Raw genomic sequence first — 22021 nt, 5'->3', positions numbered from 1 at the left:
GAGACGTCCATGTTCAAGAGAGCGGCAGTGCTCGTGGCGAGCTGTGGTGCGGTGCTGTCCGGCTGCGGGACCGACCTGGAGCAGGAGCGCCAGGAGATCGTCTCCAACCTCGTCGAGGCGGGCTTCCAGCGAGGTGACATCACCGTCTCGGATGCGTCCGTCTACGTGGGCGGCGACGCGCAGGTGAGCGTGGAGGCCTCGCGCGAGATGCTCCAGTCCGGTGGGGACAGCGCGGAGCAGTACCGGACGACCAACGTCGTCAACAAGGCCGTGGTGAGGAAGATCTGCCTCAACCCCACGTCCACGTTCAACAGCAACACCCGCCTGAGCCAGGGCCTGGACCTGGCCATCCAGAACTACAACGCCCTGGGGCTCTGCTTCACGATGGTGCGGGGGCCCACCACGGGCTGCAACGCGAACATCACCGCGACGACCGCGGCGGGCACGGTCTACAACGCGGGCTACCCGTCGGGAGGCCTGCCCTACGGGACCATCACCATCGGCACGGGGTGGAACACCGCCCCGCTCGACACGGTGGAGCACATCATCACCCACGAGCTGGGGCACACGCTGGGCATGCGCCACTCGGACTACTACTCCCAGGTCATCAGCTGTGGCACGGGCGGCAGCGAGGGCACGGCGGGCGTGGGGGCCATCCTCATCCCTGGCACGCCCGCCACGTCCTACGTGAACGGGTCCATCTTCAACGCCTGCCTCCCGCCGAACCCCACCGGCGAGTTCACCAGCACGGACATCACCGCGCTGTACTCGCTCTACCGCTGCTGAAGTCCGTGGAAGAGGAGGGCTCTGCTCCGGGCGCCACGCTCGTGCCCGGGGCGAGCCCGAAGCAGCTCAGTCCGTCTGCGCCGCGCGCTTCGGTGTGAGCTGGGCTTCCAGGGTCCGCGCCCAGTGGGCGAGCACCTTGCGGCGCCGGGCGGTGTCGTCGTGGAGCAGGTTCGCGAGCGCCAGGCCGCGCAGGAGGTCCAGCGTCGCGCGCACGGCATCGCGCACGTCGCGGTCGCGCTCATCGAGTCCCAACAGCTCGACGGTGAGCCGGTACACCTCGCGGCCGACGTGCGTTTCGAGCGGCAGCAGGAGGGCCTTCAGCTCCTCGTCGGCCCCGGCCGCCACCCACAAATGCGTCGCGGCCGTGAAGAGCGGGCCGGCGTAGACGTCGTGGAGCAGGTTCAACACGGGCTCGACGCGCCGCCGGCTCTCCGGCAGGCCCGTCACGCGCCGCACCAACTCCTCCACCTGCTGGTGGAAGACGTGCTCCACGGCGGCAGCGACCAGGGCCGCGCGCGTCGGGAAGTGGTGCTGGCACGCGCCGCGTGACACCCCCGCGCGCTCGGCGATGGCGCCCGTCGTCGCCCCCGCCCAGCCCTTCTCCACCAGCACTTCGATGGCGGCCGTCATCAGCTTCTGCCGCGTCACCCGGCTGCGCTCCTGCTCCTGCCGTGTCGTGCCGCTCATGGGTCCACACTGTTGCGGCGGGAAGAAAAAAGCAATCGTGATTGCTTTCTTTGGGGGTGGGGTACAGACTCCCCGCTCCCTGTTACGGAGGTGCGATGGACTCGCGGTCGCTGCGCATCGGCAATGCATCCGGCTTCTACGGCGACCGCCTCTCCGCGTTCCGCGAGATGCTGGAGGGCGGCCCGCTGGACGTCCTCACCGGCGACTACCTGGCGGAGCTGACCATGCTCATCCTGGGCCGGGACCGGCTGAAGAACCCGTCGGGCGGTTACGCGCGGACGTTCCTGCGCCAGCTGGAGGAGACGCTTGGCCTGGCGGTGGAGCGCAAGGTCCGCATCGTCACCAATGCCGGCGGCCTCAATCCGCAGGGACTCGCGAACGACCTGCGCGCGCTCGCCACGAAGCTGGGGCTGACCGTCAACATCGCGCACGTCGAAGGCGATGACCTCGTCGGACGCGCGGACGAGCTGGGCTTTGATCAGCCCCTCACGGCGAACGCGTACCTGGGTGGCTGGGGCATCGCGGCGTGTCTCGACGCGGGCGCGGACATCGTCGTCACGGGGCGCGTGACGGATGCGTCGCTCGTCGTCGGCCCCGCGGCCTCCCACTTCGGCTGGAAGCGCGACGACTGGGACCGCCTCGCGGGCGCCATGGTCGCGGGCCATGTCCTGGAATGCGGAGCCCAGGCGACTGGCGGCAACTTCGCGCGCTTCGGCGAAATCGATGTGCGCCGGCCCGGCTTCCCGCTCGCGGAGGTCTTCGCCGACGGCTCCTGCATCATCACGAAGCATCCGGACACCGGGGGCGCCGTCACCGTCGACACGGTGAAGGCCCAGCTCGTCTATGAAATCGGCGGTGCCCGCTATGCCGGTCCTGACGCCACCGCGCGCTTCGACACCATCGTGGTCGAAGCTGACGGCCCCGACCGGGTGCGCCTGTCTGGCGTGCGTGGCGAGCCGCCTCCTCCGGACGTGAAGGTGTGCCTGAACCGGCTCGGCGGATTCCGCAACGATGCCCAGTTCGTGCTCGTCGGCCTGGACATCGAGGAGAAGGCCGCGCTCGTGCAGGCCCAGCTCGATGCGACGCTCAAGCCCCGGCCCGCCGAGGTCCTCTACACGCTCGCGCGCACCGACCGCCCCGACGCGCTGAGCGAGGAGCAGGCCTCCGCGACGCTGCGAGTCACCGTGAAGGATGCCGACCCGAAGGTCGCCGGCCGTTCCTTCAACGGCGCGGTGGTGGAGCTCGCCCTGTCCAGCTACCCCGGGTTCTTCCTGCCCGCGTTGCCCGGCGATGCTTCACCCTTCGGCGTCTACACGCCGGCCTACGTGGACGCGCGGAAGGTGCCGCACGTCGCGGTGCTTCCGGACGGGCGCCGCATTGACGTGTTGCCGCCGGAGGAGACGCGCGGGCTCGAAGCGGTCCCCGCGCCGTCGCCGCCCGCGCCACTCCTGGCGGGCATCACCCGGCGCGTGCCGCTGGGCCAGGTGGTCCTGGCCCGCAGCGGGGACAAGGGCGGAGACGCGAACATCGGTGTCTGGGTCCGCACCGACGATGCGTGGAGCTGGCTCATGCACACCCTCACGGAGGAGCAGCTGCGCTCGCTGCTCCCGGAGACGCGGGACCTGAAGATCCAGCGCCACGTGTTCCCGAACCTTCGCGCCCTGAACTTCGTCATCGAGGGACTCCTCGGCGAGGGCGTCTCTTCGTCCACCCGCTTCGACCCGCAGGCCAAGGCGCTCGGCGAATGGCTGCGCTCGCGCCACGTCGACGTCCCGGACTCGCTTCTCTAGCGCCTTCGCGCGCTCCCAAGCCCCCCGAGGAAGCCATGCAGCAGACCCAGGAACACCGCGCCATCCGACAGACTGTCCGCAAGTTCGTGGAACAGGAGCTGAACCCGCACGTCGACGCCTGGGAGGCCGCGGAGATCTTCCCGGCACGGGAGGTGTTCCGGAAGCTGGGCGAGCTCGGGCTGCTCGGCATCACGAAGCCCGCGGAGTTCGGCGGACTGGGGCTCGACGCGTCGTTCTCCGTCGCCTTCGCCGAGGAGCTGGGCCACTGCACCTGCGGCGCGCTGCCCATGGCCATCGGCGTCGTCACCGACATGGCGACGCCCGCGCTCGCGCGCTTCGGCAGCGACGCACTGAGGCGGGAGTTCCTGGCCCCCACGCTCACGGGCGAGCGCGTCTGCTCCATCGCGGTGAGCGAGCCGGGCGCCGGTTCCGACGTGGCGAGCGTGACGACCACGGCGCGCCGGGATGGCGACGACTACGTCATCGACGGCAGCAAGATGTGGATCACCAACGGCATGCAGGCGGACTGGGTCTGCCTGCTCGCCAACACGGGTGAGGGGCCCGCGCACGCGAACAAGTCGCTCATCATCGTGCCCATGGACCGCCCCGGCATCACGCGGTCGAAGATCCGCAAGCTCGGCATGTGGGCGTCCGATACGGCGCAGCTCTTCTTCGACGGCGTGCGCGTCCCCACACGCTTCCGCATCGGCGACGAAGGGCGTGGCTTCGCGATGCAGATGCAGCAGTTCCAGGAGGAGCGGCTGTTCGTGTCCGCGAGCACGCTGGTCACCTTCGACCGGCTCATCGCGCAGACGGCGGAGTACACGAAGCAGCGCAAGGCCTTTGGCCAGTCCATCCTGGACAACCAGAGCGTGCACTTCCGGCTGGCCGAATTGCAGACGGAGGTCGAGGCGCTCCGGGCGCTCATCTACCGGACCGTCGGCATGTACATCGAGAACAAGGACGACCCGGAGGTCGTGAAGCTCGCCTCGATGTGCAAGCTCAAGTCGGGGCGGCTCGCCCGTGAGCTCGTCGACGGGTGCCTCCAGTACTGGGGCGGCATGGGCTTCACCTGGGACAACCCCGTCGCCCGCGCCTACCGCGACCTGCGCCTGGGTTCCATCGGTGGCGGCGCCGACGAGGTGATGCTCGGAATCATCAGTAAGGCCATGGGAACGCTGCCCCGCAAAGCGCGCGGCTGAAGGAGAACACGATGGGTTACCGTTCAGTCTTCGCTCCGGATGCCTTCGCGGGCCGCACCATCATCGTCACCGGCGCTGGCAGCGGCATCGGCCGGTGCACCGCGCATGAGCTCGCGTCGTTGGGCGCGCACATCGTCCTGGTGGGCCGCAAGCAGGAGAAGCTCGCGAAGGTCGCCGGGGAGCTTGCCGCCGAGGGCCACGCGTCCACGCAGCACGCCGTGGACATCCGCGACGAGGCCGCCGTGCGCGACATGGTCGCCGCCGTCGTCCAGGAGCGCGGCCGCATCCACGGGCTCGTGAACAACGCGGGCGGGCAGTTCCCGTCACCGCTGTCGGCGATCTCCAAGAAGGGCTTCGAGGCGGTCGTCGCGACGAACCTCACCGGCGGCTTCCTGGTCGCGCGCGAGGTGTTCAACCAGTCCATGACCGACCACGGCGGCGCCATCGTGAACATGCTCGCGGATGCTTGGAACGGCATGCCGGGCATGGGGCACTCGGGCGCGGCGCGCGCCGGCATGTTCAACCTGACGCAGACGGCCGCCGTCGAGTGGGCCTTCGCCGGGGTCCGCGTGAACGCCGTCGCGCCGGGCTGGGTCGCCTCCAGCGGCCTGGACACCTACGAGGACCCCTTCGTCCGCGAGATGATCCCCATGCTGCGCAAGCAGGTCCCCCTGCACCGGCTGGCCACCGAGGCGGAGGTGAGCGGCGCCATCGCGTTCCTCCTCTCCGACGTGGCGGCGTTCATCACCGGCGAGGTCATCCGCATTGACGGGGGCGCGTCCTGCAACACGAAGGCGTTCCCGCTGTCGGAGCACTCGAACTCGAAGCCGTACGAAGGGTTCCACCTGGCCAAGGGGCCCTCCATCCTCGACGGCCCGAAGGAGAAGTGACGTGCCCACGCTCGTCTCCCAAGTCGAACCGGCCTCCGCCGCCTTCACCACGCAGCGACAGGAGATGCTCGCCCGCGTCGCCGAGCTGCGCGCCATCGAGCAGAAGTCGCGCGACACCGAGCAGCTGGCCCGCGAGAAGTTCAAGCAGCGGGGGCAGCTCCTCCCGCGTGAACGTCTGGCGTTGCTGCTCGACCGGGGCTCGCCGTTCCTGGAGCTCTCGACGCTGTGTGGCTACAAGCACCATGACGACAGCGACGGGTCATTGGCCGGTGGAAACACCATCGTCGGCATCGGCTTCGTGGCCGGCGTGCGCTGTCTGGTGTTCGTGAGCAACTCCGCGGTGAAGGGCGGCACCGCGACACCCTGGGGTGTCCAGAAGGCGCTGCGCGCGCAGGAGATTGCCCTGGAGAACCGGCTGCCCGTCGTGTCGCTCGTGGAGAGCGGCGGCGCGAACCTGCTCTACCAGCAGGAGATCTTCATCCCGGGTGGAGAGACGTTCTACAACCAGGCGAAGCTGTCTGCGGCCGGCATCCCCCAGGTCACCGTCGTCCACGGCTCCAGCACGGCGGGCGGCGCGTACATCCCGGGCCTGTCCGACCACGTCGTCATGGTGCGCGGCAAGGCGAAGGTGTTCCTCGCCGGCCCACCGCTGCTGCTCGCGGCCACGGGCGAGGTCGCCACGGACGAGGACCTGGGCGGCGCGGAGATGCACACCACCGTGGCCGGCACCTCGGACCACCTCGCCGAGGACGACGCCGACGGCATCCGCATCGCGCGGGAGATCGTCGCGTCGCTCGGGTGGAATGACGCCCTGCCGCAGCCCGCGCGCCCTGGCTTCGAGCCGCCGCGCTACGCGGTGGATGAGCTGTGTGGCGTCGTGCCCATCGACCACCGGCGGCCCTACGATTGCCGCGAGGTGATTGCCCGGCTCGTGGACGGCTCGGACTTCTCGCCCTTCAAGGACGAGTACGACGCGCTCACCGTCTGCGGCTGGGCACGCATCGAGGGCCGGGCGATTGGCATCATCGGCAACAACGGGCCCATCACGGCGAAGGGCGCGACGAAGGCAGGGCAGTTCATCCAGCTCTGCTGCCAGGCGCGCACGCCCATCGTCTACCTGCAGAACACCACCGGGTACATGGTGGGCACGCAGTCGGAGCAGGGCGGCATCGTGAAGCACGGCGCGAAGATGCTTCAGGCGGTGGCCAACGCGACCGTGCCGCAGATGACCCTCCTGCTGGGCGGAGCCTTCGGCGCGGGCAACTATGGGATGTGCGGCCGTGCGTTCCATCCGCGCTTCATCTTCGCCTGGCCCAACGCGCGCACGGCGGTGATGGGCGGTGAGCAGGCGGCGAAGGTGCTGAGCATCGTCGCCACGGAGAAGGCCCGGCGCGCGGGGCTGCCGCCCGACCAGGAGTTCCTGGACGGGATGGCGAAGCCGCTCATCGAGCAGTTCGACCGTGAGTCGGATGCCTTCCATTGCAGCGCGCGGCTGTTCGACGACGGTGTCATCGACCCCCGGGACACGCGGCGGGTGCTCGGGTTCATCCTGGCCACGTGTGACGAGGCTTCGCGCCGCACGCTGGCGCCCAACTCCTTCGGCGTCGCCCGGCTGTAGCGAGGGGAATCATGAAACGCATCCACAAGGTGCTGGTGGCGAACCGGGGTGAGATCGCCGTGCGCGTGCTGCGCACGTGCCGCCGACTGGGCCTGCGCACGGTCGCGGTTTTCTCCGACGCGGACCGGGAAGCCCCTCACGTGCGGCTCGCTGACGAGGCCATCCATCTGGGGCCGCCGCCCGCGCGGGAGTCCTACCTCTCCATCGAGCGGGTCCTCGCCGCGGCGAAGGCGTCCGGCGCGGATGCCATCCATCCCGGGTACGGCTTCCTCTCCGAGAACGAGGACTTCGCGCGAGCGTGCGCGGAGGCCAACTTCGTGTTCGTCGGGCCTCCCGCGGAAGCCATCGAGCTGATGGGGAACAAGCGGCAGGCGAAGCTGCGCATGCAGGCCGCGGACGTGCCGTGCATCCCCGGCTATGAGGCGGCCCGGCCCGGTGAATCGCTCGAAGACGAGGCCCTGGTCCGCGAGGGCCAGCGCATCGGCTTCCCCCTCATGGTGAAGGCCGCGGCGGGCGGCGGCGGACGTGGCATGCGTCTGGTGCGCGAGCCCGGAGCGCTGCTCGACGCCATCCGCTCCGCGCGCTCGGAGGCGACGAACGCCTTTGGCAGCGGCGAGCTCATCCTCGAGCGTGCCATCGAAGGGGCGCGGCACGTGGAGGTGCAGGTCTTCGCGGACGCGCACGGGAACGCGGTGCACCTGGGTGAGCGCGACTGCTCCGTCCAGCGTCGTCACCAGAAGGTCATCGAGGAGAGCCCGTCTCCGGCCGTCACGCCCGAGCTGCGTGAGCGCATGGGAGCCGTGGCGGTGCAGGCCATCCGCGCCATCGGGTATCGCGGCGCGGGGACCATCGAGTTCCTCCTGGCGCCGAATGGCGACTTCTTCTTCATGGAGATGAACACGCGCCTGCAGGTCGAGCACCCGGTGACGGAGCTCATCACCGGGCTGGACCTGGTCGAATGGCAGCTGCGCGTTGCTGACGGTGAGCCGCTGCCGCGGACGCAGCCGGAGATCACCTTCCAGGGGCATGCCATCGAAGCGCGGCTGTGCGCGGAGGACCCGGCCAAGGGCTTCCTCCCGCAGACAGGCCGGCTCCTCGCGTGGGTGCCGCCGGCGGGGGAGGGCATCCGCGTGGACCACGGCGTGCGTGAGGGCCAGGACATCACGCCGTTCTACGACTCCATGCAGGCGAAGCTCATCGCACACGGGCCGGACCGCGAGACGGCACGCGAGCGATTGGCCGCGGCGCTGCGGGAGCTGACGGTGTTCGGCGTCACGACGAACAGCACCTTCATCCAGCACGTCCTCGGGCATGAGGCGTTCCGCTCCGGCCGGTACGACACGGGCTTCGTGGGCGCGCACACGCCGCCGGAGACGCTGGGGGGGCTCGGGCAGGCGTCCGTGGAGGACCAGGCCATCCTGGCCGCGCTGCTCTTCCACGATGATGCCCTGGCGCTCGCCCGGCGCGGTGGCTTCGACGCGGCGCTCACGGGCTGGAGCAGCTCCTACGCCCTGCCGGTGCCCGTCGCCCTGCATGACGGGACCTCGGAGTTCCGCGCTTCGGTGCGCCCCGTCGCGCCGGAGGCCTACGACGTCCGCATCGGCGACACCTCGGTCTCGCTCTCCTTGCGTGGCCTTGGGGCCGAGCGCGCCGAGGTCGAGGTCGCCGGAAGGCGCCGCGCGGTCCGCTACCGCCGCGCGGGAGGCACGTTGTGGAGCTCGCTCGACGGCATCACGCGCAGCCTGCGCGATGTCTCTTTCAGGGCGCCCTCCGAACGCGAGCGCGCCAGTGACGGCCGCCTTCGCGCGCCCATGGATGGCCGCATCATCCGGGTGAGCACCCAGGTCGGCGCGACCGTGAAGAAGGGCGACGTGCTGGTGGTGCTCGAAGCGATGAAGATGGAGTCGTCCCTCATCGCGCCCACGGATGGTGTGGTCACCGCGGTGAACGTCACGGTCGGGGCGCAGGTGCCGGCACGGCACGTCGTCGCGGTCGTCTCCCCTGAAGCGAAGGAGGCAGCATGAGTGATGCAACGCTCGTCCGGTACGAAGTCTCTCGCGGCGTCGCGACCCTCACACTCGACTCGCCCAAAAACCGCAACGCGTTGTCGCGGGCGCTCGTGACTCAGCTGCTGGAGCGGCTGCGCTCCGTGGGCGCCGACCCGGAGGTTCGCGCGGTCGTCCTCGCGGCCACCGGCCCCGCGTTCTGCGCCGGTGCGGACCTCTCCGAGATGGCGGACGGTGGGGCCGCGAAGGCGCCGGCCGTGCTGCTCGACGTGCTGCGCACGATCGTGACGCTGCCCCAGCCCGTCGTGGCGAAGGTCGCCGGGCAGGTGAGGGCAGGGGGCATCGGCATCGTGGGCGCGTGCGACGTGGCGGTCGTCGCGGAGTCCGTGAAGTTCGCCTTCACGGAGGCGCGCATTGGCGTGACGCCCGCGGTCATCTCCCTCACCACGCTGCCGCACCTGACCAGCCGGGCGGCGAGCCGCTACTTCCTCACCGGGGAGGCGTTCGACGCGGCCGAGGCCGCGCGCATCGGGCTCATCACCACCGCGGTGCCGGACGCGTCCCTGGAGGGCGCCGTGGAGCAGATACTGGAGACCTTCCGGGTGTCGTCACCGCAGGGCCTGCGCGAGACGAAGCAGCTGGTGGCCGCCGGGCTGCGCGCGCGCCTGGATGCCGGGGGCGCGGACATGGTCGCGCTCTCCGGCCGGTTGTTCGCCTCCGAAGAGGCCCAGGAGGGCATGCTCGCCTTCCTGGAGCGCCGTCCCCCCGCGTGGGCCGCGCCGAAATAGGCGAAGGCGGCACCCGGTTCGACCCGACGCCCGAACGGGCGAAAGAGAGCACACGATGTCCGCGACCCAGGAAGCGCAGTCCCCGCGCATCAGCCGAGTCTCCCTCGGAGACATCGTCCACCGGTCCGCGTCGCGCTGGCCGGAGCGGACGGCGCTCGTCGACGGCGACCTCGAGCTGTCCTATGCGGAGCTAGACCGGCGCTCGAACGCGTTCGCGCACTACCTGCTCGCGCAGGGCTTTCCCCGGGGCGCGCGCATCGCGATGGTCTGCGGCAACTCGGCGCAGATGGTCACGGCGTTCATCGGCATCTACAAGGCCGGGCTCGTCTGGGTGCCCATCAACACCGGCCTCTCCGTGGAGGCCGTCCAGTACATCCTCGAGCACGCCGAGGCGACCCACGCCGTCATCGACGCGGAGTTCCTCGCGAAGCCGGGGCTGCGTGCGATGCTTGATGCGCTGGGCACCCGCGTCATCGTCTGCGTACCGGAGGGGCAGGCTGCGCCGGGCGGGGACACGGTCGCGTTCCTGGACACGCTGAAGGGGCAGCACGGCACGCTGCCGGCGGTGGACATCCAGAGCGGCCAGCTCGCGCAGATCATGTACACCAGTGGCACCACCGGCCAGCAGAAGGGCGTCATGCACTCGCACGCGTCGGTGCACGCGGCGCTGAGCGGGAACCTGTTCGAGCTGGGGATGCGGTCGGGGGATTCCACCCTCTGCGTGCTCCCGATGTTCCACTGCGCGCAGCACGCCATCGTGATGACGTTCCTCCTGGCCGGGGCGACCGTCGTCGTGCGGCGCGTCTTCGACCCGGGCGCGATGCTCGCGACCATCGAGCGGCGCGGCATCACCTTCCTGCTGGGCCTGCCGGTGATGTACGGCGCGATGCTGGCGCACCCGGCGCGGCCCGCCACGAAGCTGTCCAGCCTGCGCCTGTGCCTCTACGTGATGGCGCCCATGGCGCGCACGCTGCTCGTGGAGCTCATCGAGCACTTCTGCCCGGGGGGCTTCGCGCTCGCGTCAGGGCAGACGGAGATGTACCCGGCGACGACCATGTTCAAGCAGGAGCAGCAGCTGAAGCGCTTCGGCTCGTACTGGGGGGACTCGGCCGTGACGAACGAGACGGCCATCATGGATGACGACGGCCGACTGCTCGGGCGAGGAGAGGTGGGGGAGATCGTCCATCGCGGGCCGAACGTGATGCTGGGCTACTACAAGGACCCGGAGGCCACCGCGCGGGCGAGCGCCTTTGGCTGGCACCACACCGGGGACCTGGGCATGTTCGACGCCGACGGCCAGCTCCTCTTCGTGGACCGCAAGAAGGACATGATCAAGACGGGCGGAGAGAACGTCCCGTCCATCAAGGTGGAGGAGGTCCTCCTGCGGCATCCCGCCGTCCTCCAGGCCGCGGTGGTGGGCCTGCCGCACTCCCGCTGGACGGAGGCGGTGACAGGCTTCGTCGTGCTCAAGCCCGGTGCCTCCGCGACGGAGGCGGAGATCAACGCCCACTGCCGCCAGCACCTCGGCGGGTTCGAGGTGCCGAAGGCCATCGTCGTGCTCCCGGTCATGCCGCAGACGAGCACCGGCAAGGCCCAGAAGTTCGTGCTCCGGCAGCAGTACGCGCGGCACTACGAGGACGGGAGCGGGAGAGGGTAGCGGGAGCCCCACCTGCTCGGCGGACGGAGGGCGTGGTAAGCGGCGCGGTCTGGAGGAAGTGATGACCGCGATGTTCCCTGAGTCCGCCGCGCCGAAGAAGACCGCCCTGCCCGGAGTCGCACTGGGCTTCGCCATCGCAGGCATGTGCCTGGCCTGCTTGTGGCCGGTGGGGGTGGTGCTGGCCATCCTGGCGATGGTGAAGACCAGCAAGCCGGAGTACGCCGGACGCCGGGGACTTGCCGTGGCATCGCTCATCGCCGCGGGAGTGGGGCCCTTCGTCATCGGCATCTGGGCCGCCATCGCCATCCCCAACTTCATCCGGTTCCAGGCGCGCTCGAAGCAGACGGAGTGCAGGGTCAACCTGAAAGCCATCTTCACCGCGGCGAAGGCTCGGATGGTGGAAGGGGAGCCGATGGGCAGCTTCGAGGCCTTGGGCTTCCAGCCGGAGCCCCGCAATCGCTATGCCTATGTGCTGGTGATGCCGGACTCGGTCATCCCCGTGGGAGCGCCCTTCCCCGCGCTCGACCCGGATGTCCTCCAGGCGGCGCTCGACCGCGCCGGAGTGGAGCCGGGCGTGCAGGGGGAATGTCCCGACTGCACGCTGACGGCCGCGTGCGTGGGCAACGTGGACAACGACGACACGCTGGACGTGTGGAGCATCTCCACCGCGGACCGCACGGATGCCAGCAATCAACCCGTTGCCGCGGGTGCGCCGCTCCACCACGTGAACGACGTCCAGGAGTAGTGGCTCCGGAGTAGGGTCCTGGGTTCTCTCCGTCCCCAGGTCTCCATGGCCCTCCGGCAACTCCTCCCCATCGTCGCGCTCGCCACGACTTTGCTCCTGGCGAACACCGTCCACGCGAACACCGTCTACGGTTACTGGCAGGGCTCGGGCGGACAGAGCCCCTCCAGTCCGGGCAACCGGGTGTTCCTGCTGGACTCACAGACCTCCAGCAACCCGGTGACGTTCACGCTGACCTCGTCGGCGGATGCCTGGCTGTACTTGCTGGATGTGAATGGCACCGTCCTGGCGCAGGACAACAACGGCGGTGGTGGCACGAACTCGCGTCTGGCCGTCACGCTGACCCCTGGCCGTTACCAGCTGGTCGCGGCGACCGCGCTGTCGGGCCAGAGCGCGGAGTTCACCCTGATGTCGGACTCCGGGGCGCTGCGCCATCCCAAGGCCCTGGAGGTCCGGCCCACGAGCCGCTTCTCCTGGGTCTACGACGATCACGGCACCGGCGCGACGGACGACATCGCCATCTGGCGCCCCGACCTCTCCCAGACCCCGGGCTTCTTCTCGCTGGGGGACGTCGCCATGCCGAACCGGGGACAGGCGCCCGCGACGACGTTCGTGGTGCGTGGCGAGGGCGACCTCCTGGCGCGTCCGTCCAACTACAACTGGATCTGGGACGACTCCGGCTCCGGTGGCACGCACGACGTTTCGTTCTGGGAGCCGGTCGCGCCCGCGGGCTACACCTGCCTGGGCCACGTCGCGGTGCTGGGCTACTCCAAACCCTCCACGGACCTCATCCGCTGCGTGCGCAGCGAATACGTACTGCCCGCCAACCCCGCGTGGGTGTGGGACGACAGCGGCTCCGGCGCGGACGATGACCTCGGCGTGTGGCAGGCGGTGGTGCGGGACCACCGCGGCCTGCCCGCGTCCACCTTCATCTCCCGCCCCAGCCACGGCGACACGGGAGGCAACCGCTACTGGGTCCTCAACAAGAGCGCCACGTCCAACACGGAGCTGCGGGGCCTGCCGGTGGACGCGCAGACGGTGGCGGCGTTCGCGCCGCGCGTGTGGCTGCATCCGGACGAAACCTACTTCCCGTCCTCCACGCAGTTCCACCTGGCCAACGTCCACGAGGAGAACGGCCACCTGGTGACGAACCAGGCGCTGGGCTGTGACTCCTGCACGGATCCGCAGTTCCTGGACGGCCAGCGGCCCAATCAGACGCCGGTGCCTGTCTATGCGCAGGTCATCCCGCGCACCCAGGGCGGCTTGCTGACGAACGTGACGGACGTGCTGTATTGGAGCTTCTATCCCTACAACAATGGCAAGCGCGTGTGCATTGGCTGGTATTCACCCTGGGGCTGCGTGGGTGGCTACTCCACCTTCGGCAACCACGTGGGGGACTGGGAACACCTCACCGTGCGCTTCATCGACGGGCGCCCCGCGCAGGTCTACCTGAGCCAGCACGCGGACGGGCAAACCTTCACGTTTGGCGACAAGGCCGTGTTCCTCACCGGCTGGCATCCAGAGGTCTTCTCCGCCCAGGGTTCGCACGGCCTCTATCCAGACGCCGCGCGGCACATCTACGAAACCATCTTCAACGGCGACTTCCTGGCGGACGACACCGGGGCCGGGCTCGCGTGGGACACCTGGAACCACGTGGTGGTCATTCCCTGGCAGCCGGCGGGGACGTACACGGGTTCGCTCGCCTGGATGAACCTCACGGCGTATTGGGGCAACCCCGAGGCGGGCTGCGACAACCCGACCGGCTACTGCGTGAACAGCGGCGGTCCCTCTCCGTTGCGCAACCGGTCGGTGTACCAGCCGGAGTACATGACCCTGGAGTAGGGCCAGCGTCCGCCCAGGAGGCCTGACAGCTTCCCCCAGCGCAGGCGCAAGAGACCAGGGCCAGGAAACGTCAGTGGACTGACGAAACTTGTCAGCGCTGACTCGACCCTGGCCTGGCTCGACTCCGGAGCTGGCTCGAAGGGACGTGTTGCCTATGGGGAGCAAGGCGCTGGCGTGGCGCTTGCTGTGGCGTCGCCGCAGCCCGATGGGCCCTGAAGGTTGGGGGCCCACGGGTGTCTCCCAACAAGAAAGCGTTTCGCATGCGTATGAGTTCGTGGAGTCGTTCTGGATGTCTGGCTTTGGCTGTCTCGGTGTCTGGGGCCTGTGGTGGGCCGGACGCGCTCGATGAGACCGTGACGGATGCGGCCGTGACGCAGGAGGCTCCTCCCGCCGCGCTCACCAGCAGCATCACCTACAGCAATTGCTCCACCGCCCGGAAGACCGTCGTGGGGCAGGCGCTCAGCGCGGCCTCGACCTACGCGAACGACGCGGTGTCGTACTTGACGTTCACCACGCCCGGTCCGACGCAGCGCTACACCACCTGGTTCGGCGCCTACCACCTGTCACGGTGGACCACGGCCAGGACCCACTTCACCTCCATCAAGTCGGTGTTCGCTTCGAAGGCGCTGGTCATCGATTGCGGTTGCACGAGTCCCGGGTACGGCTTCGTATACGCGGCGCAGCCATACAAGTTCTATCTCTGCGGGACCTTCTGGTCCGCGCCGCCGACGGGAACCGACTCCCAGGCGGGGACGTTCATCCACCTGGCGAGCCAGTTCACCGCGGTGGCCGCGACGGACGGATGGGTCTATGGCCAGGAAGATGCGATGAGCCTGGCCCTCTCCGATCCGTTCAAGGCATTGGACAACTCCGACAGCCACCAATACTTCGCGGAGAACACGCCGGCCCTGCCGTAGGCCTGCTTTGAGCCGGCCCTGTCGGGATGGAACGGCCGGGCCCACGTGGAGGCCCGGCCGCGGTTCGTCAGCTTCGGCCTACTGGCAGACGGTGAAGTCCGAACACACGCACTGCCCACCGCCCGCCAGACCACACTGCCGGAAGCACGAGCAGTCCTCGTTCATGCAGATATCCGGGCAGATGCCCCCGGCCTGGGAGTTGGTGGGAACCAGCGTCCCGGCAGCTCCACCCGCCACGACTCCCAGCACGAACATCCACTTCGCCATCGCCTTGCGCATGAATGACCTCACGGGTTGAACGACCCGCCGCATTCTAGAGGCGAGTCCCGTCCGCAGGAGCGCCTTCCAGAGCCGCTCCCGTCTCTCAATGGGCCCAGGCCGCCGGCAGCGCGAGCACGGCGTCCGTCCCGGGAAGGCGCCGCGTGGCGTAGCCGAACGCACCCGGCGCCGCGAGGAAGGACTCCAGAGAGGGGTCGTTCTGGAAGCGGGGTTCCTCGCGCAGCCGGGCATCCATGAACACGAGCTCGATGCGTTCGCGGCGCAGGTACTGGGGGAAGGATTCGCCCTGGCGCCGCGTCCAGGGGGGCACGCGCCGGAAGGGGACGCCCAGGTACACCGGCAGCCCGCCCTGCGTGTCCAGCACGCCCAGCGAGCCGCCTTGCGCCACGTGCTTGTCCAGCCCGAGCCCCCGCAGGGCCTGCACCTGCTGGAGCAGCACCTTGGGCGGTGCGCCACGGCCGTCCTGCGCGAAGGCGAGCCGGGGCACCGCGAGCACCACCAGGGCCGCCAGCAGCGCGCCAGCGAGGGGCGCGACCTCGTCCGGAGGTGTGCCGGGGACCTCCAACGCATGCATCAGTACGGCGAGCAGGGCCAGCCCCATCACCCCTGGGATGACGAGGTAGTGGTGCCGCGGCTGGTACAGGACCGAGGACAGCAGGCCGGGAAGCATCACTCCGGCCGCCGCGACCGCGCGCCATGCCACCCGGGGAGCCGCCAGGGCCCGGGCAGCCTTCCTGCCGCGCCGGACCAGGGCCACGAGTGGAAGCGCCAGCGTGACGAGGAGAAGCAGCACGTGCGCCACCTGCGTGCGCGTCCACGCTCCGTTCCGGGGCTGGAGGGGCACGTCGCCGTAGCCGTAGGTGAAGACCTTGTGGAACTCGCCGGGAAGGCGGTCCACGTTCCAGCGCACGTGCGCGAGGAATGCGCCCGGGTTCGCGCGGACGGCGGCGCCCAGCGTGCTGGCACTCCCGAAGACGGGCTGGAGCACCTCTTCGCACCGGGCCCAGGGATTGACCTCCACCTGTCCGGTGCGCCGGTCATGGCCGTCCGCGAAGTGCTGACAGAACGCGTAGAAGCGCCGGTTGCTGGTGTCGCTGAACGGGTTGCCCAGGAGGCCCATCAGGACCAGGGTGGTCCCCACGTAGGCCGCTGCTGTCGCCGCCGCGTGGCGCCTGCGTGCGGGCTCACGCTGGATGCGCCGCACCAGCTGGAGGCCCAGCAGGGCGGACACCCCCAGGAAGGACAGGAAGCATTCTGGCCGCGCGAACGAGGCGATGAGCAACCCGAAACCCAGCCGGGCCCAGGCACCTTCGGGCGTGGCGGCCCGGCACGCGGCGCAGGACGCGACCAGGATGATCAGCAGCGCCAGCAGGGTGGGACGCGGCTGGATGTGTGGCGCCAGTGACAGCAGGTACACCGCGCTCGCGGCCAGCGCGAACCCAGGCCGGGCGCCTGCCTGACGCAGCAGCGCGTAGCACGCCACGGAGGTCAGCAGCACGAGCCACCGGGTGTTCGCGTAGTAGAGCACCACCGGATCCGGCCACACCCTGGAGAGCGCGAAGTACCACAGCGAGTACAGCGGTCCCCACTCCGGATCCGGAAGTCCGCTCTCGGGCAGCGTCAGCGCGCGGTGCAGGTAGTCCGCCTCGTCCCAGAGCGCCAGGTCGAGCACCGCTTCGACGCCCTGGCTCAGCTTCACGCACGCCAGCACGAGCGCCAGCAGGCACACCGCCTCGGTGAGGACCGCGAAGGGCCGCGAAGGAATGGCGCGCATGGGCTATGTGGGCTCGGAGCCCAGCCCCCGGTTCACGCCGCCCGTCCAGACAGGGCGGAAGAAGTCCTGCACGCCCGGGTGCGGTCCCCCCTGACGGCCGCACGCTCCCAGCAGCGCGTGCGCGATGCCCCCCAGCATGTGCCGCCGGCTCAGCCCCCGCCGCACGAGGGCTTCCATCGCTGGCCTGCTGGGGACATGGAGCTGCTCCTCGCCGCGTGAGGACTCCGCGGGACGGGCGGCACCCTAGCGTCGGAGCCCAGGTCCACGAAGCAGGGGCCCCGATGTCCGTCCACGGAGCGACGAAGCCAGACACCCTCCAGGCCTCGCGCCTGCACCGAGGGACCAGACAAGCTTTCTCCGGGGGACAGAAGCCGGGAGCGGCCATGCTGGGCCCACGTCGCCGCCAGCAGCGCGACGGCGATCATCACCGCTTGGGCGAGGGTGCTGCGGATGGACAGGTCCAGCGCCGAGTGCCGCGCGTCGTCGAGCCCCAGCTTCTGGCCCAGCAGCGGCAGCATGGCCCCGTTGGCCAGGTTCCACAGCCCCATGGCGAGGATGAAGAAGGCGATGTTCCGCTGCGACCACAGCGCCCTCAGAGCAGCGCGCGTGCCCGGCCCACCAGCCACGCGGCGCCCCGGCCCGCGTCCTTCAGGAGCGCCACGGGGGCCTCGCGCGACAGCACCCGGGGCTGCTTCACCGAGCCCTGCGGCGCGTCCCCGGGCATCGGGTTGATGCCGATGCCCTGCTCGTAGACCATCTTCCCGCCAATCGTCGCGGTGACGAGCGAGCTGGCGCACGCGGCCAGGCCCAGCACCGTGGTCAGGACGGTGGGGGGCCGCGTCAGCCGCCACGCCATGAGGCCCAGCGCGCCCAGCGTGATGAGGGCGTTGCCCACGCCGTGCGCGACCGTCATGTCCCGGGCACGCGGCGCGTCCATGCGGACCTCCTGGCTCGCGGCCAGGCCCGTCACCCCGGCGATCACCGCGCTCGCGGCGCCCGCGACCCACAGGCGGCGGCCCACCTTCTCCCAGGCGCGGTCCCCCGTCGTCACCACGATGAGGTCCGCCACGGCCGCCGTCGGCAGCAACGCCAGTGGCATGTGCACCAGCGATGGGTGCAGCTCATGAAGCAGCATCTCCCTTTTCATCATTCCCCTCCCCAAGTCCCTGGAACCGGAAGGTAGCCATGGGACAAGCCGCCTGCGTGGGCCCCCCGGCCGGAGCACCGAGGCCTCCGGCGGCTGCGCCGTAGGCAACGTTCCAACTGGATCCCCGTTCAGGGAATCCGGCGCGCGCGGCTGCCTTCCTCCTCGGGGCCGTGCATGAACTGGCGAATCGCTTCCCCCGGGGGCCGCGCATGCGTATCACTGGCCTTCGTGCGCACTCCTACCGACCGCTACCTCCCGCCTCGCGCGGACACCTCCTCCTCCGTGGCACCGTCGCGCGGACGGGTGGTGGTCATCGCGCCCACGCGCGCCGCTTGCGAGACCATCGAGCTGGCGCTCGGGCTGGAGCTGCGCACGTACCTGCTGCAGCACCACGGCGAGCGCCTCCAGGAGCTGGCCCGGAGCGGGCAGGGGTTTGGCATCGTCGCGGGCACTGGCACGGGCAAGACGCTCGCCATCCGGCCCATCGCGGAGGAGCTCGTGGGGCGGCGGCCCCTGCGGGTGGCGGTGGTCAACCGCGAGCGGGAGGCAAGCGCGGAGACGCCGCTCGCGGACGTGGTCATCGTCACCACCGGCATCGCGCGGCGCTGGTTCCAGGGGGGCGTCATCCGGCGCGAGGACACCCTCATCGTGGATGAAATCCACCAGACCTCCGCCGAACTGGAGCTGTGCCTGGCCCTGGGCAAGCGCGTGGGCTGCCGCTTCATCTGGCTGTCCGCCACGGTGGATCCGGCCTTCTACGCGCGCTACCTGGACAGCGCGGACGTGCTCCAGGTGTCCTCCTTCGACCCGCGCAAGGCGGCCCAGGTGGAGGTGGAGCGCCGCCAGCCGCTGTCCTTCCTCAACGAGGATTTCCTCCTGGACGTGCAGCGGCGGGGGCGCGGCGTGGGCGTGTTCCTGGCCACGCGCGCTGGGGTGGAGGAGGCGGCGGCCCATGTGCGGGACCTCGCGCCTGACGTTCACGCGGCGCACTACCACGGCGGCGAACCGCTGCGCGCCATCCGTCCCTTCCTGGAAGGCACGGCGCCCCGGCCCTTCGTGCTGACCATGACGGCGGCGGGGCAGAGCGCGCTCAACGTGCCGGGGTTGGACACGGTCGTCATCGACGACATGCGCTTCACGAACCTGGTGGAGGGCGGCCGGAACATCCTCACCCGCGTGCACCTGGGCAACAACGAGCTCCTGCAGATGGCGGGGCGCGTGCACGGGCGGGTGGAGGGCGGGCGCGTCTTCATCCTGAGCGACCGGCCGCTTCACTTCGCCTCGCTCAAGCCCACCGAGCCTGAGTTCCAGCTCGCGGGCGAGCCGGAGCGGGTAGCGCTCACCGCCGCGGCCCTGGGCGTGCGGGCGGACGAACTGGACCTGCCCGTGCCGCTGGACCGCGAGGCCTATCGCCGGGCGCTCGCGAAGCTCCAGGCGCGCAACATCGTGGACGCGGAAGGGCGGCTGTCCGACTACGGCCGCGCGGTGGAGGCCCTTCCGGTGGAGCGGCCCTGGGCGGAGCTCATCGTCAACGCGGAGGACGGGCTCTTGCCCTTCCTCGCGGTGTGCAGCTCGGTGGAGTCGCTGCACCGGATGACGCGCGAGGAGCGGAACCTGGACGGGCTGCTCGTGCCGGGCAGCGACCACCTGACCGCGTACAACCTGTATGCCGAGGCCTTCCAGGAAGCGGGCTCGGTGGGGGAGGTGCAGGGGCTGCCGCGCCATGTCTTCGACGCGGAGAAGCTCGTGCCCTGGACCGAGGGGCGCGGGGTGCTGGTGAAGGCCCTGGAGGACGCGGCGCTCGCGATGGCGAGCGTGTACCGGAGCGTGGGGCTGAGACTGCCCACGCACATGCCGTTCGCGGGCCCGCGCGTCTACCAGCGCTTCTGCGACCTGCTCGCGAGCTTCATGCCCTTCGACCTGGTCATCGACGAGCGCACCTCGTGGGGCGAGTCCGCCCGCGTGTCGAAGACGAGCGTGTGCGGCAACCTGGGCGCGGTGGCGGGCACGCTGCGCTACTTCGCCGACCGCAACGGCGGGTCGCAGGCCGCCATCGAAGGCACCCAGCTGCCCCAGGCCCTGCTGCGCCGCTACGCCCGGCGTCACTCGGCGGCGCCCGCGTACGACGCGCGCTTCCGCTCGGTCGTGCTCGTCAGGATGCTGGACTACTTCGGCTTCAAGCTGGAGCAGGAAGTGGACGTGCTGCGCGCCTGGGGGCCGGAGCTCGCCAAGGCGGCCCGGCACGCGCTCGCCGAGGCGCTGGCACGAGGCGATGCGCCCCATCCCGCGGTGGACCGTCACCGGGTCGCCATCGCCGAGGTGCGCGAGCTGTGGCGGCGCTCGGGAGGACTGACCGCGCCGCTCGGGTTCGAGGAGCTCACCGCGCTCTACGAGGCGCAGCTCGATGGCGTGGACACGCTCGACGACTTCAAGGAGCGCCCGCTGCGGCTCGACCTGGACGCGCTCGTGCCGCCCGCGACGCGCCGGGCCCTCCTGGCGCTTCCGGACGCGGTGGAGGTGCGCGAGCAGGAGGTGCCGTTGGAGTACGACGTGGAAGAGCTGTCGGACGGAGCCCCGCGCGGCGTGGTGCGGCTGCACCTGCCGGAGAAGCTCGCCCGCACGTTGGTGGAAGAGGAGCTGCCGCTGCTCGACCGTCCCCAGCGCTACAGCGTGGCCCGGGGCCGGCGGGGCATGGTGCAGGCCCGCTCGCTCCTCGAGCTCCAGGAGCTGCTCGACCGGCCGTGGATGCCGGATGAAATCGCGGAGGCCACCCGCGAGCGGCAGCCCCAGGTGCAGGAACGGGAGCGCGGCGCCCCCAGGCGTGGCGGCAACCGGGGCCACCACGGCAAGCCGCCGAGGAATGGAGGAAAGCCGGGAGGTGGTAGGCGGCGGCGCTGACACGGCAAGGGCAGGGCCTCACCACGCGTGGCCGTCCAACCAGCTCCGGACGGCGCGCGCGATGTCCTCCGGCGCGTCTTCCGGGGCATGGTGCCCCGCACGACCGAGCGGGACGATTTCGAGGGCCCGGAGGTTGTTGCGCGCCCACTCGACGATGGGCGGCGCGCTGAGCCCGGTGTCCCCGAAGGTCAGCAGGAGCACCGGCTTCACGGACGGCTGCGTGAGCCACGCGTCATACTTCTCAATCACCGCGGCGACGTCAGCGGGCTCGCCATCGATTGGAATCTCACGAGGCCATTGCAGCACCGGGCGTCGTGATGCCGCGTCCGGGTACGGGGCGTAATAGACAGCCCTGTCGCTCTCCGCGAGGCCGTGCTGGACGCCGTTCGCGAAGGACCGAGCGAGGAACTCGTTCTGCTCGAGCACCAGCTTCTCACCCGTGCCAGGCGTCCGCAGGGCACGGAACAACTGCTCGCCCTGGGGAGGCCAATCGCTCCAGTGCATGGGGCGGAGGAACGTCTCGAACACGACCACGCCCCGCACGCGGTCTGGATGCCGCCGCGCCTGGTCCAATGCGAGGACGCCACCCCAGTCGTAGCCGACGAGCACGACGTCCCGCAGGTCGAGCGCCGCGAACCACGCATCGAGGTACCTCGCGTGGTCCGCGAACCGGTAGGCGATGTCAGGCTTGCCGGAGCTCCCCATCCCGATGAGGTCGGGCGCGAGGCACCGGCCGCGGTCAGCAAGTCGCGGGATGACGTTGCGCCACACATGCGAGGACGTGGGGTTGCCGTGCAGGAACACGATGGGCGAGCCCGTCCCCGCTTCACGGTAGGAAATGAAAGAGTCCAGGACGGGAAGCCGATGCGCCGTGGTCATGGGAGTGCTCCGGGAAGGAAGCGGCGTGGAGGTGTGGCAAGCGACGAGCACGCCCGCGACAAGACAGCCGAGCAGTCTGTACATGGACCCATGATGGGGAAGAGGGCTCCTCGCTGGTA

General features: G+C 70.2%; 19 protein-coding genes. 12 read left to right on the top strand and 7 right to left on the bottom strand.

All coding sequences use genetic code 11. The annotated features are described in order from the left end of the window. Positions 1-9 precede the first annotated feature (9 nt). Complete coding sequence (locus D7W81_RS00530; RefSeq protein ID WP_120553342.1) at positions 10-786, top strand: zinc-dependent metalloprotease; 777 nt, start codon at positions 10-12, stop codon at positions 784-786. A 66-nt stretch (positions 787-852) separates the two neighbouring features. On the opposite strand, the gene D7W81_RS00525 is transcribed toward D7W81_RS00530, so the two are convergent. Beyond that, entirely contained in the window at positions 853-1473 is a 621-nt protein-coding gene (locus tag D7W81_RS00525) for a TetR/AcrR family transcriptional regulator (RefSeq protein WP_120553341.1), read from the bottom strand. A 95-nt stretch (positions 1474-1568) separates the two neighbouring features. Between D7W81_RS00525 and D7W81_RS00520 the strand changes: the two genes are divergently transcribed. From D7W81_RS00520 to D7W81_RS00475, 10 genes are all read left to right on the top strand, one after another. Then, entirely contained in the window at positions 1569-3263 is a 1695-nt protein-coding gene (locus D7W81_RS00520; RefSeq protein ID WP_120553340.1) for an acyclic terpene utilization AtuA family protein, read from the top strand. Positions 3264-3298: 35 nt separating this feature from the next. Then, complete coding sequence (locus tag D7W81_RS00515) at positions 3299-4465, top strand: acyl-CoA dehydrogenase family protein (protein WP_120553339.1); 1167 nt, start codon at positions 3299-3301, stop codon at positions 4463-4465. Between the two features lie 11 nt (positions 4466-4476). Next, positions 4477-5355 carry an SDR family oxidoreductase gene (locus D7W81_RS00510; RefSeq protein WP_120553338.1) on the top strand — a complete coding sequence of 293 codons (879 nt, stop codon included), beginning with the start codon at positions 4477-4479 and terminating at the stop codon, positions 5353-5355. Position 5356: 1 nt separating this feature from the next. Beyond that, the gene (locus tag D7W81_RS00505) at positions 5357-6973 is read left to right on the top strand and encodes an acyl-CoA carboxylase subunit beta (RefSeq protein WP_120553337.1); all 1617 of its coding nucleotides are present in this window, start codon (positions 5357-5359) and stop codon (positions 6971-6973) included. Between the two features lie 11 nt (positions 6974-6984). After that, positions 6985-8997 (top strand): acetyl/propionyl/methylcrotonyl-CoA carboxylase subunit alpha, encoded by a 2013-nt coding sequence (locus D7W81_RS00500; protein WP_120553336.1) that lies wholly within the window; start codon positions 6985-6987, stop codon positions 8995-8997. Further along, positions 8994-9767 carry an enoyl-CoA hydratase family protein gene (locus D7W81_RS00495; protein ID WP_120553335.1) on the top strand — a complete coding sequence of 258 codons (774 nt, stop codon included), beginning with the start codon at positions 8994-8996 and terminating at the stop codon, positions 9765-9767. The genes D7W81_RS00500 and D7W81_RS00495 overlap by 4 nt, the downstream gene beginning before the upstream one ends. A 55-nt stretch (positions 9768-9822) precedes the next feature. Beyond that, positions 9823-11424 (top strand): AMP-binding protein, encoded by a 1602-nt coding sequence (locus D7W81_RS00490; protein WP_120553334.1) that lies wholly within the window; start codon positions 9823-9825, stop codon positions 11422-11424. A gap of 61 nt (positions 11425-11485) precedes the next feature. Continuing rightward, entirely contained in the window at positions 11486-12169 is a 684-nt protein-coding gene (locus tag D7W81_RS00485; protein ID WP_244226891.1) for a pilin, read from the top strand. 45 nt (positions 12170-12214) lie between these two features. Further along, entirely contained in the window at positions 12215-14008 is a 1794-nt protein-coding gene (locus D7W81_RS00480) for a Vps62-related protein (protein WP_208721105.1), read from the top strand. A gap of 299 nt (positions 14009-14307) precedes the next feature. Beyond that, the gene (locus D7W81_RS00475; protein WP_244226890.1) at positions 14308-14925 is read left to right on the top strand and encodes a M35 family metallo-endopeptidase; all 618 of its coding nucleotides are present in this window, start codon (positions 14308-14310) and stop codon (positions 14923-14925) included. A gap of 78 nt (positions 14926-15003) precedes the next feature. On the opposite strand, the gene D7W81_RS00470 is transcribed toward D7W81_RS00475, so the two are convergent. From D7W81_RS00470 to D7W81_RS00455, 5 genes are all read right to left on the bottom strand, one after another. After that, positions 15004-15204, bottom strand: coding sequence for a hypothetical protein (locus D7W81_RS00470; protein ID WP_120553375.1), 201 nt, complete (start codon positions 15202-15204; stop codon positions 15004-15006). Between the two features lie 85 nt (positions 15205-15289). After that, complete coding sequence (locus tag D7W81_RS00465) at positions 15290-16978, bottom strand: hypothetical protein (RefSeq protein WP_120553332.1); 1689 nt, start codon at positions 16976-16978, stop codon at positions 15290-15292. 3 nt (positions 16979-16981) lie between these two features. Continuing rightward, complete coding sequence (locus D7W81_RS42200; protein WP_158621383.1) at positions 16982-17155, bottom strand: hypothetical protein; 174 nt, start codon at positions 17153-17155, stop codon at positions 16982-16984. Then, positions 17128-17604, bottom strand: coding sequence for a hypothetical protein (locus tag D7W81_RS00460; protein WP_120553331.1), 477 nt, complete (start codon positions 17602-17604; stop codon positions 17128-17130). Before D7W81_RS00460 ends, D7W81_RS42200 begins: the two co-directional genes overlap by 28 nt. Continuing rightward, positions 17571-18125, bottom strand: a complete 555-nt coding sequence (locus tag D7W81_RS00455; RefSeq protein ID WP_120553374.1) for a DUF2231 domain-containing protein — start codon at positions 18123-18125, stop codon at positions 17571-17573. The genes D7W81_RS00460 and D7W81_RS00455 overlap by 34 nt, the downstream gene beginning before the upstream one ends. 228 nt (positions 18126-18353) lie before the next feature. On the opposite strand from D7W81_RS00455, the gene D7W81_RS00450 reads away from it, so the two are divergent. Continuing rightward, positions 18354-21023 (top strand): DEAD/DEAH box helicase, encoded by a 2670-nt coding sequence (locus D7W81_RS00450; protein WP_120553330.1) that lies wholly within the window; start codon positions 18354-18356, stop codon positions 21021-21023. Between the two features lie 18 nt (positions 21024-21041). Here D7W81_RS00450 and D7W81_RS00445 read toward each other — a convergent pair whose 3' ends face one another. Continuing rightward, the gene (locus D7W81_RS00445) at positions 21042-21902 is read right to left on the bottom strand and encodes a haloalkane dehalogenase (protein ID WP_120553329.1); all 861 of its coding nucleotides are present in this window, start codon (positions 21900-21902) and stop codon (positions 21042-21044) included. Between the last annotated feature and the right edge of the window lie 119 nt (positions 21903-22021).

Source organism: Corallococcus aberystwythensis (assembly GCF_003612165.1).
Taxonomy (GTDB): Bacteria; Myxococcota; Myxococcia; order Myxococcales; family Myxococcaceae; genus Corallococcus; species Corallococcus aberystwythensis.
Note: the sequence above shows the minus strand (reverse complement) of the source record. Positions and strands in the feature narration are given on the sequence as shown.

Excerpts from the sequence above, each read along its gene's own strand:
- D7W81_RS00470 (WP_120553375.1), bottom strand. The coding sequence starts at position 15,204 with ATGCGCAAGGCGATGGCGAAGTGGATGTTCGTGCTGGGAGTCGTGGCG.
- D7W81_RS00525 (WP_120553341.1), bottom strand. The coding sequence starts at position 1,473 with ATGAGCGGCACGACACGGCAGGAGCAGGAGCGCAGCCGGGTGACGCGG.
- D7W81_RS42200 (WP_158621383.1), bottom strand. The coding sequence starts at position 17,155 with ATGGAAGCCCTCGTGCGGCGGGGGCTGAGCCGGCGGCACATGCTGGGG.
- D7W81_RS00490 (WP_120553334.1), top strand. The coding sequence starts at position 9,823 with ATGTCCGCGACCCAGGAAGCGCAGTCCCCGCGCATCAGCCGAGTCTCC.
- D7W81_RS00530 (WP_120553342.1), top strand. The coding sequence starts at position 10 with ATGTTCAAGAGAGCGGCAGTGCTCGTGGCGAGCTGTGGTGCGGTGCTG.
- D7W81_RS00465 (WP_120553332.1), bottom strand. The coding sequence starts at position 16,978 with ATGCGCGCCATTCCTTCGCGGCCCTTCGCGGTCCTCACCGAGGCGGTG.
- D7W81_RS00520 (WP_120553340.1), top strand. The coding sequence starts at position 1,569 with ATGGACTCGCGGTCGCTGCGCATCGGCAATGCATCCGGCTTCTACGGC.
- D7W81_RS00500 (WP_120553336.1), top strand. The coding sequence starts at position 6,985 with ATGAAACGCATCCACAAGGTGCTGGTGGCGAACCGGGGTGAGATCGCC.
- D7W81_RS00445 (WP_120553329.1), bottom strand. The coding sequence starts at position 21,902 with ATGACCACGGCGCATCGGCTTCCCGTCCTGGACTCTTTCATTTCCTAC.
- D7W81_RS00510 (WP_120553338.1), top strand. The coding sequence starts at position 4,477 with ATGGGTTACCGTTCAGTCTTCGCTCCGGATGCCTTCGCGGGCCGCACC.
- D7W81_RS00455 (WP_120553374.1), bottom strand. The coding sequence starts at position 18,125 with ATGAAAAGGGAGATGCTGCTTCATGAGCTGCACCCATCGCTGGTGCAC.
- D7W81_RS00495 (WP_120553335.1), top strand. The coding sequence starts at position 8,994 with ATGAGTGATGCAACGCTCGTCCGGTACGAAGTCTCTCGCGGCGTCGCG.
- D7W81_RS00515 (WP_120553339.1), top strand. The coding sequence starts at position 3,299 with ATGCAGCAGACCCAGGAACACCGCGCCATCCGACAGACTGTCCGCAAG.
- D7W81_RS00485 (WP_244226891.1), top strand. The coding sequence starts at position 11,486 with ATGACCGCGATGTTCCCTGAGTCCGCCGCGCCGAAGAAGACCGCCCTG.
- D7W81_RS00480 (WP_208721105.1), top strand. The coding sequence starts at position 12,215 with ATGGCCCTCCGGCAACTCCTCCCCATCGTCGCGCTCGCCACGACTTTG.